The following is an 8,702-nucleotide window of genomic DNA, read 5'->3' on the forward strand; positions in this document are numbered from 1 at the left end:
GATTATATCACAATATGATTATTATGAAATAAAATTATAAAAGTATTTATAATTTTCTGAAAATTTAGTATAATATTCATATAGAGGGGAATAATATGAATTGATTACATGATATGGAGGACTATACATGATTGAAAAAAGTGTAGTATTAATTAAACCAGATGGAGTGGAAAGAAATATAATAGGGAATATTTTAAGCTGTTATGAAGATAATGGACTAAAAATAGTAGCATTGAAACTTATGAAAGCTACAAGGGAAATTGCTGAAAAGCATTATAGTCAACATAAAGGGAAAGATTTCTATGAAGAACTTATAACATTTATTACAAGGAATCCATTATGTGCAGTAATTATACAAGGAGAAGATGCGGTGGCAAGAATAAGAAGCATTAATGGAGCCACTAGTCCTACAGATGCAGCTGAAGGAACGATAAGACATAGATATGCAAGAAGCAAAACAGAAAATTGTGTTCACGCATCTGATACTGTTGAAAGTGCAAAAGAAGAAATTGCATTATGGTTTCCAGAAGTTGAAAATAACTAATCAGTGATTAGCATAGTAGAAGATTATACGTATTAAAAATATATATGTAAATTTATGAAAGTCTTATACTTAGGATATATTATTCCTAAGAATAAGTCTTTTCATTTTGTCTGTAGTTTATCATATTGAATAAAGCTAAAATATAAGATATGCAACACAAAAAATATGATATAATATAAAGTAAATAAGAAATATCAATTGAATAAAGGAGGTTATGGATGAAGTTAAGAAAAGCAAGTGTTCTAGGGGGGACAACTTTAATTTGCCTTATTGTAATTATAGTCGTAATATTATATAACTTTTTAGGACCAGGTGCGAAAGATATTAAAGCAGCTAAAAATTTTATGACTAAGTTATATTCGATAGATGCAATAAATACTGAACAAAATTTAGAATCCATAAAATATGAAAGAAGCAGAATATTAAATAGTCAGAATGAGCTGGTTCATAGAAGTATAGTGACTCAAAGTTTTGGTATAGATTTAGATAAAAATAATAATGTAATAGGCTTTGCAAAGAAAGAAATTCAAGCTAATACAACAAAGATTAACTTGCAAAATGCAAGAACTTTAGCAGAGGGATATTTGAAAAATGTTTATGATGGAGAAGTAGTACTAAAGAGTGCAAATGATAATGAGGGGGTAAAAAGTTTACCGTATTATTCATTTATATATACTAGGCAGGAAAATGGATATCCTTTTTATTTTGATGAAATAAAGTTAAATATAAATAAAGAAAACGGTTTTTTAGACGGGTATTCTAATTCAACAATGCATAGGGAATGTAAAGAACCTGTAATAAATATATCTGAGCAAGAAGCAGAAAATATAGCTTTAGAAGATTTTCAAAAGTTCAATAAGGAAGCTACTGTTAGAAAAGAATTATATTTAGTTTATGCAGATAATAGAATTGATAAGGATGCAAGTCAAATTTATGAAGTTTGTTATCTTGTAACAATAGATGGAAAAAATGATAAGGATGCTAATGTTGTTTGGAAGATTTTTGTGAGTTCGGAAAATGGTAATATATTAAATGTATTGAAAGATGGTGCTGAAAAAGAAGTCGTAGCAAAATAAACTGAAAATAGAGGATAATCAATTTTGATTATCCTCTATTTCTATCTTAATCTACATTCTACACAAGCATTTTTAGTTACCAGGTACAATTGGAGATAGAGCTCCTGAATTTGAGTTACCGGGACCTACTGGATTATGAGTGTTGTTACCATTATTTTTAGTATTTCCATTAGCATTTTTGTTTGACGGTGTAGAAAACTCATTTACAATAGGCGGAGCAGTTGCATTATTAGAATCAGCTACTGGAGGCACAGCTTCATTAGTGTCACCTGCAGGAGGAGTTTCAGTTGCAGAATCGTAAGTTGACGGTAATACCATAAAATAGTCTGCTGTAGCAGGGTTTGGATTATCTTTCTTTATAAATATGCTGCTTCTAGTTAATATAGAAGGGGTTAATGGACTAGCAAGTTTGTTGGTAAATCTATTCACATTAGCAGCTACATGAGTATCACATGTTGAATCAGGTTCTGTTCCATCAATAAATAATTCCTCATAGACTCTATTTCCGCGTGGATCCTGACTGCATAATGAACTTGGAGATAAACCAGAGTCTTTACAAACACTAGCTCTTATAATTCCATTTGGTTCATCTATATCTTTTACTTCAAAATCTTTATTAGCTTCTTGCATTAATTTTCCCCATATTACAGCACATCCACTTGAACTTCCAAGAAGTTTTGTTGGTTTGTCGTAACCAACCCATACGGCACCGGATAGGTAAGGAGAAAGTCCAGCAAACCATAAATCAGTTGAGTTGGTAGTAGTACCAGTCTTACCAGCAACTGGCATATTTCCCCATTTAGCTCCAGTAGCATTGTATTCATTTACTGGACCTTTCAGCATATCATATAAAATATAAGCTGCTTGAGGTGAGAAAACTTTACTTTGCTTTGGTTTAGATGTATCGAGCAGAACTTTACCTGTTGAATCAACAACTTTCGTATATAATACAGGTTTTGTATATATACCATTGTTACCAAAGGTGCCAAATGCTCCAGCCAAAATAAAGGAGTTACCACCGTCTCTATCATTAGGATTGTTATTAAATTGACCTAAAGCAACAGAAGCTATAGAAGATTTAGAAGCAGAGTTATACTTTAAACCTAACTTTTCACCATAAGAAATACCAGTTTTTAATCCAATCATATCTTCAAATAGTACAGCACCAGTATTTTTAGAATGAGTAAGAGATTCTCTAGCGGTTATAAGTCCTGCATACTCGTTTGGAGAGTTTAAAGGATTAAAGTATTTACCATTATCTAATTTATTATCAGGTAGTGGAGCATCATCAATTGTTGTAGCAGCTGTTATGATTTTTTGATCAATTCCTGGTCCATATACAGTTAATGGCTTTGTTGAAGAACCAATAGGTCTTAAATCATTATAAGCTCTATTGGTGGATTGAGGCTGCTGTTTACCACGACCTCCAACCATTGCAAGAACATGACCATTTCTATAATCTACAATTGTGGCAGATGCCTGCAATAAAGGAATACCATCTTTATCATATGTTTCTCCATTACTGATTCCTAGATTCTTGTAATCATCTAAAGTAGTTTGGGTAAAATCCTGAAGATGTTTATCCATTGTTGTATAAATCTTAAGTCCGCCATTTACCATTAATTTCGAAGCTTCTTCATCAGTATAATTATATTTTTCTTTTAGGTCTTCTTTAACTTGAGACACAGCTGGATATACAAACCATTCATAGTTTAATCTGTAATCCTTCTTGCTTGATTTAAATACTAATCCACCATTTTTTACGTCGCTCACAGCTTTCTCATAGTCAGCGTCATTAATATATTGAAGCTTATGCATCATGCCTAATACTGTAAGAGTTCTATTTATATAAGGCGATGGATCCTTAACATTATTTTCATTATAAGCACTATAATAACTTGGTGCTTGTGTTATACCAGCAATGTACGCACATTCAATTAGTGAGAGATCAGATGCACTTTTACTAAAGTACTCTAGTGCAGCAGCCTCTACACCATATATGTGCCCGCCTAAAGGTATTGTATTTAAGTATGCTGTTAATATTTGATCCTTAGTTAGTTTGTCTTCTAAACTAATAGCTAAATACGCTTCTTTAATTTTTCTTTCCATAGAAACATCATTAGTTAGAATTGTGTTTTTAAGTAATTGCTGAGTTAATGTAGATGCCCCATGTAATCCTTTTTGTCCGGTGACTAATTTCTTTACATCTAGGTAAGCCGCACCTACAATTCTTTGAAGATCTATTCCTTTGTGCTTATAGAATCTTTCATCTTCAATGGATACAAAAGCATTCTTCAAATTAGCAGGTATCTTACCGGAATCTATAACATAACGTTCCTCATCTGTATGAAGATTATCCATAAATACCTCAGAACTATCATATAGGCTTGAAGGTTGATTTAATGATAATACAGCATCAACATTTAGAGGAGGTGTTGTTTTTATGAGTGCAAAAGTATAGCCAGCGCCTACTACAACAATTGCTAGAAAACAAAATAGTAAACCAAAACATATGCCTTTAAATATTTTTTTAGATTTCTTTTGTTTATTTTTTATTGGCTTTTTTCGTCGTGGAGCACTATCTGCTTTAAGTGATTTATCGTTAACTGCCATTTTATCCTCCTAAAATAATAAGGTTAATAATTTAATAATATTCTATAACATTATAGCATAATTATAGTATTATTAAATCAATAACTCAATATAAAGGTGTTTATAATGCAGTATTATACAAGGCGTAAAAACCACAAATACATATCATTTCTCGTCATTTTAATCTTTATAATTGTTGTATTAAATATAATAATTGTATTTTTTGACAAAAGAGTTATGCCAGCAATAACGGAAATGGCTGGTATAATGGCGAAATCACAAACGTTAAATATTATTAATGAGAAAAGTGTAGAAATTTTATCAAAAGAATTCGATTATGATCAAATGATAAAAATCCAAAAAAATAACGAAGGAAACATAATTTTGGTTCAAGCAGATACAATAAAATTAAATTATTTAGCGGCAAAGTTATCTACTGAATGTAATAAAGAGTTAAGCGATATGAAAAATTCTGAGGTTAAAGTTCCATTAGGATGGTTAAGCGATAAAAGTATTTTTTATAATTTGGGACCCAAAATAGCAATAGGAATTGAACCTATGGGAAATATGAGTACAAGTTATGAGTCAAAATTTGAAAGTGCTGGGATCAATCAAACTAGACATAAGATTTACTTAAATGTTAATGCTAAAATAAGACTAAAGCTGCCTATGAGAAATCAAGATATTGAAGTAACCACACAAGTTCCAGTTTCAGATACCATAATAGTTGGAAAAACACCTAATAACACTTTAGGATTTCCCACCAATGACAATAGCAAAAGCCAAAATACAAATTGATTATAATTCACAAATGCTACATTTCAGGATTTCTAGAAATTTAATTTAATACTATAAATTTAAGTTACGTGTTGTTTATAGATAACCTAACTATAGCTTAAATTTATGCATATAACCAACCGAAAGAGAAGTTACTCGTTTACTCGGTTGCTAGAAAAAATGGTTGTGGATGTGTGAAACTCGACTCACTTGCGTTCGCTGAGTAAGTTCGATAGCCAAATCAAAGATTTGGATTCTCACTTAACAGTAAAAGTTGCACCAGTCCTGCTTGCTCATTAGGCAAGCTAATGACAAGCAGGACTGGAACAACTTTTACTGAAGAAATACCTACAACCGTTTTTTCAATGCAACACTGCGTAAAAGAGCACCTTCTCTTTCTGGTATGGAAAGTATTTCAAAGCATAAATCAAATTTTTGTTTGGTTTAGCTAATAAGTTGAATATTTGACTTATTTAATAAACATATTTATAAATTTGTTAAAACTTTTAAGTTGATATCTTAACTAGAAATTATAAACATTTTTATGGAGAAAACATTTGAAAATAAGCTGTTAAAGGTTCTTAGTTGTAGGTTGTTCCACTTTAGCTTGTCAAACTGAAAGTTGGAACATGCTAAAGTGGATGCAACCTGCAACTTAGAACCTTCAGCGATATTTTCATAGTTTTTCGGAATAAAAATGTTTATAATTTCGGTAAGTTATATCATAAGTTTAATTTATCTATATTTAAAATTTAAATTGGCTAAAGCTTTCAGTTAATTCATTTGATGAAGTACTTACTTTTTTAGCCGAATTTGCAACTTCAGCACTTGATAAATTTAGTTCTTCGGATGAAGAATAAATTTCTTGGGTAGTTGCTGAAATCTGCTCTGATGATAAAGAAATTTCAGAAATATTATTTAATAATGAATCTTTTTCAGCATTTAATGATACAAAATCCTTAGCAATAGAATACATTTGAGGAATCATTTCTTCAATAGCTGAAGAAATTTCTTTAAATACTGATATTGTATTATTAACAATAAGAGTTTGATTTTTAACATCATGAGCAATATTATCTGTACTAATTACGATATCATCAGTATTTTTAAGGACTTTTGATACAATAGAATAAATTCTTTGAGCTGAATTTTTACTCATTTCAGCTAGCTTTCTTATTTCATCTGCAACAACAGCAAATCCTTTTCCGGCATCACCAGCTCTAGCTGCTTCAATTGCAGCATTAAGAGCAAGTAGATTGGTTTGTTCTGCTATGCCATTAATTATGTTAGTCATTTCAGTTACTTCATGTATATCAGTTGACATTAAAGTTAATGAGGAACCAAATGTATCAAAGTTCTTATTAAGAAGATCTATTGATGTAATTAATGTTTTAAGATCGTGGTTACTTTTTTCAGCGCGTTCTCCAATATTAGAGGAAGTGATGGTGACGTCATTAACTTTGTTTGTAAGAATTTCAATTTTGTTTCCGAATTGATTTAAATTATCGTTACTACTGGATAATTTATTAGCTTGGCTAAGAGTTCCTTCGGATATAGTACTAATGGCTTTAACTATATTTTCTATAAGTGATGACAGCTCTTCTGATATTAATAAGAGACCATTTGATTCTTCAGTAAGATGTGATGAGTTTAATTGAATAGTATCAATGTTTTTATTAAGAGCACATTGTATTTCTATTAACGACCTGCACATGATACCAGTTTCGGATTTTTTCTTTAAATACTTCTCATCTATTGTTCTAGAGAAATCACCCTTAGCAAAACTTTTCATTATATCTACAACATATAAAATATTTTTGGAAATTTTAGACATTACAAATATTAATGTTAAGGATATCAATATTAAGCTCCCAATTCCAGTAACAATATTTATTATTTTCAAACTATTAAAAGAGCTTAATAAATCTGTTTTGTCAGCAGTAGCTATAATGCACCACCCTGTAGCTGGAACTATAGAATAAGACAATACTTGTTCTATACCATCACAAATTACATCTTGAGAACCACTTCGGCCTAAAGAGATAGAAGTAACTAAATCATCAACACTTGTCCCATCTGTGTTTGTCAATAAATCAGTAATTGTTTTCTCGTTTTGAACATAAGAATTATTAGAATAGCCTAATAGCTTACCACTTGAATTGACTACAAAGGCCTTACCTGAATTAAGAAATGATATTTTCTTACTAAGATTAGATATATCATCACCAGATTTAAAAGCAACAAGTACGTTAATGTGATTGTTACTATCTTCAATAGGTGCAGATATCGCAATAATATAATTTTTATTTATGTTGCTGTTTGAGTTATTAACAAAAGGTTCTGAAACATAAGAAATTCCATTAGATGCAGATTTGAAATAGTCAGAATCCTTTATATCTATTACTTCACCGTTAACAAGTGTCAATTTTCCATCGGGAGTCGCAATTCCCATATTAAGATATTGCTTAAATTCTTTTTCTTTTAATAAAATTTTCATTTTATCTTCTAATGGTGTATCAGCACTTGTGATAAAAGGATTATGTGCCAAGCTTTCAACAGATTTTATTTGATTTGCCATAATATCATTTATGTCTTGCGCAGTAATCTTACTTATTTGATTAATAAAATCCTTACTATTAGAATAAAGAACTCTTTGTCCTAAATAATATGTACAAGTTGTAAGTGTTAATAATGTTACGACAACAACAGGCAATACTCTGGCAAGCACTCTAAAACTAATTGAATCCTTATTAAAACTAAAGGAATTATTTTTAGATTTAATAAATTTATTATTACGTTTATTAAGGTTGGTTTCTTTTTTCAAAAATTTCATTTTTATAGCCCCCTTTTAGAAATAAATTTAGATAAAAGAAATAGATTTATAGATTAGTGTGTTCTTATTGCAAAATTATCAAAAAATACAATTATCTTTCTGCAAATATGATAATTTTTTATTATATTTTACTGAGTAGAAAAAGTATATGGTCAGATAGCACTTAAATGTTGTTGAAGGTGACGAAAAAGAAAGGGGGCAGATTTGATATTAAAAATAAATAAAAAAAGAAACCCGAAGGTTTCTTTTACTCCCAATTAAACACATAAGGTACATTTCTATAGAAATCACCGTAGTTTAAGCCATACCCAACTACAAATACATCTTCAATTTCAAAGCAGCAGTAGTCTGGTTTTATATCTATTTTTCTTCTTGATGGTTTATCAAGAAGAACACAAGTTTTAACTGAATTAGGGTTTAGTTTCTTTATATGTTCAACAACAAAATCCATAGTAATTCCAGTATCTACAATATCATCAACTATAAGAACGTCCCATCCCTCAATATTATCAGCAATATCATGAACTACTTGAACAGTACCAGATGATGTTTCATCATGACCATAACTTGATGTAGTCATAAAACCTATCTTTGTGTTTAAATCTATAGCTCTAACTAAATCAGCAGCATATACAAAACTTCCACGAAGTAAAGATAAAACATAAAGATTTTTACCTTCATAATTTTCAGTAATGATTTTTCCTAATTCTTCTATTCTAGAATTAATTTGTTCCTTAGAAAAAAGAATGTTGCGTTTCTTATCTCTCTTTGTACATCTCTAGTCTTCTTGATTTTCTTTAATTCATCTTTTAAATCATATACTGTTTCCATTATATGTCTTCTATCAGTTTCTAATTTCTTTTCACCAGGACCTCTAGTC

Annotated in this window: 6 protein-coding genes and 1 pseudogene; 3 read left to right on the forward strand and 4 right to left on the reverse strand. The window is 30.1% G+C overall.

Annotated elements, in window-relative coordinates:
- Nucleotides 1–127 precede the first annotated feature (127 nt).
- Both ndk and CLCHR_RS23165 read left to right on the forward strand, forming a co-directional pair.
- Nucleotides 128–544, forward strand: coding sequence for a nucleoside-diphosphate kinase (ndk, locus tag CLCHR_RS23160; protein ID WP_079442271.1), 417 nt, complete (start codon nucleotides 128–130; stop codon nucleotides 542–544).
- A gap of 218 nt (nucleotides 545–762) precedes the next feature.
- Nucleotides 763–1,620: a YcdB/YcdC domain-containing protein gene (locus tag CLCHR_RS23165; RefSeq protein ID WP_079442273.1), complete on the forward strand. Its 858-nt coding sequence runs from the start codon at nucleotides 763–765 to the stop codon at nucleotides 1,618–1,620.
- 72 nt (nucleotides 1,621–1,692) lie between these two features.
- Here CLCHR_RS23165 and CLCHR_RS23170 read toward each other — a convergent pair whose 3' ends face one another.
- On the reverse strand, nucleotides 1,693–4,233 hold the full coding sequence (locus CLCHR_RS23170) for a transglycosylase domain-containing protein (protein WP_079442274.1): 2,541 nt from the start codon (nucleotides 4,231–4,233) through the stop codon (nucleotides 1,693–1,695).
- Nucleotides 4,234–4,338: 105 nt separating this feature from the next.
- Here CLCHR_RS23170 and yunB point away from each other — a divergent pair, with 105 nt between their 5' ends.
- Complete coding sequence (gene yunB, locus CLCHR_RS23175) at nucleotides 4,339–5,010, forward strand: sporulation protein YunB (protein ID WP_079442276.1); 672 nt, start codon at nucleotides 4,339–4,341, stop codon at nucleotides 5,008–5,010.
- A gap of 724 nt (nucleotides 5,011–5,734) precedes the next feature.
- Here the strand turns inward: yunB and CLCHR_RS23180 are convergent.
- The 3 genes and pseudogenes from CLCHR_RS23180 to CLCHR_RS25715 all read right to left on the reverse strand — a co-directional run.
- Nucleotides 5,735–7,822, reverse strand: coding sequence for a methyl-accepting chemotaxis protein (locus CLCHR_RS23180; RefSeq protein ID WP_079442277.1), 2,088 nt, complete (start codon nucleotides 7,820–7,822; stop codon nucleotides 5,735–5,737).
- Nucleotides 7,823–8,069: 247 nt separating this feature from the next.
- A complete protein-coding gene (gene hpt, locus CLCHR_RS23185) occupies nucleotides 8,070–8,570 on the reverse strand; it encodes a hypoxanthine phosphoribosyltransferase (RefSeq protein WP_079442278.1) in 501 nt (166 codons plus the stop codon).
- Nucleotides 8,571–8,575: 5 nt separating this feature from the next.
- A pseudogene (locus tag CLCHR_RS25715) lies at nucleotides 8,576–8,702 on the reverse strand (hypothetical protein); the annotation flags it as partial.

Origin of the sequence: Clostridium chromiireducens (assembly GCF_002029255.1) — a bacterium.
GTDB lineage: Bacteria > Bacillota > Clostridia > Clostridiales > Clostridiaceae > Clostridium > Clostridium chromiireducens.

Excerpts from the sequence above, each read along its gene's own strand:
- ndk (WP_079442271.1), top strand. The coding sequence starts at position 128 with ATGATTGAAAAAAGTGTAGTATTAATTAAACCAGATGGAGTGGAAAGA.
- CLCHR_RS23165 (WP_079442273.1), top strand. The coding sequence starts at position 763 with ATGAAGTTAAGAAAAGCAAGTGTTCTAGGGGGGACAACTTTAATTTGC.
- CLCHR_RS23170 (WP_079442274.1), bottom strand. The coding sequence starts at position 4,233 with ATGGCAGTTAACGATAAATCACTTAAAGCAGATAGTGCTCCACGACGA.
- yunB (WP_079442276.1), top strand. The coding sequence starts at position 4,339 with ATGCAGTATTATACAAGGCGTAAAAACCACAAATACATATCATTTCTC.
- CLCHR_RS23180 (WP_079442277.1), bottom strand. The coding sequence starts at position 7,822 with ATGAAATTTTTGAAAAAAGAAACCAACCTTAATAAACGTAATAATAAA.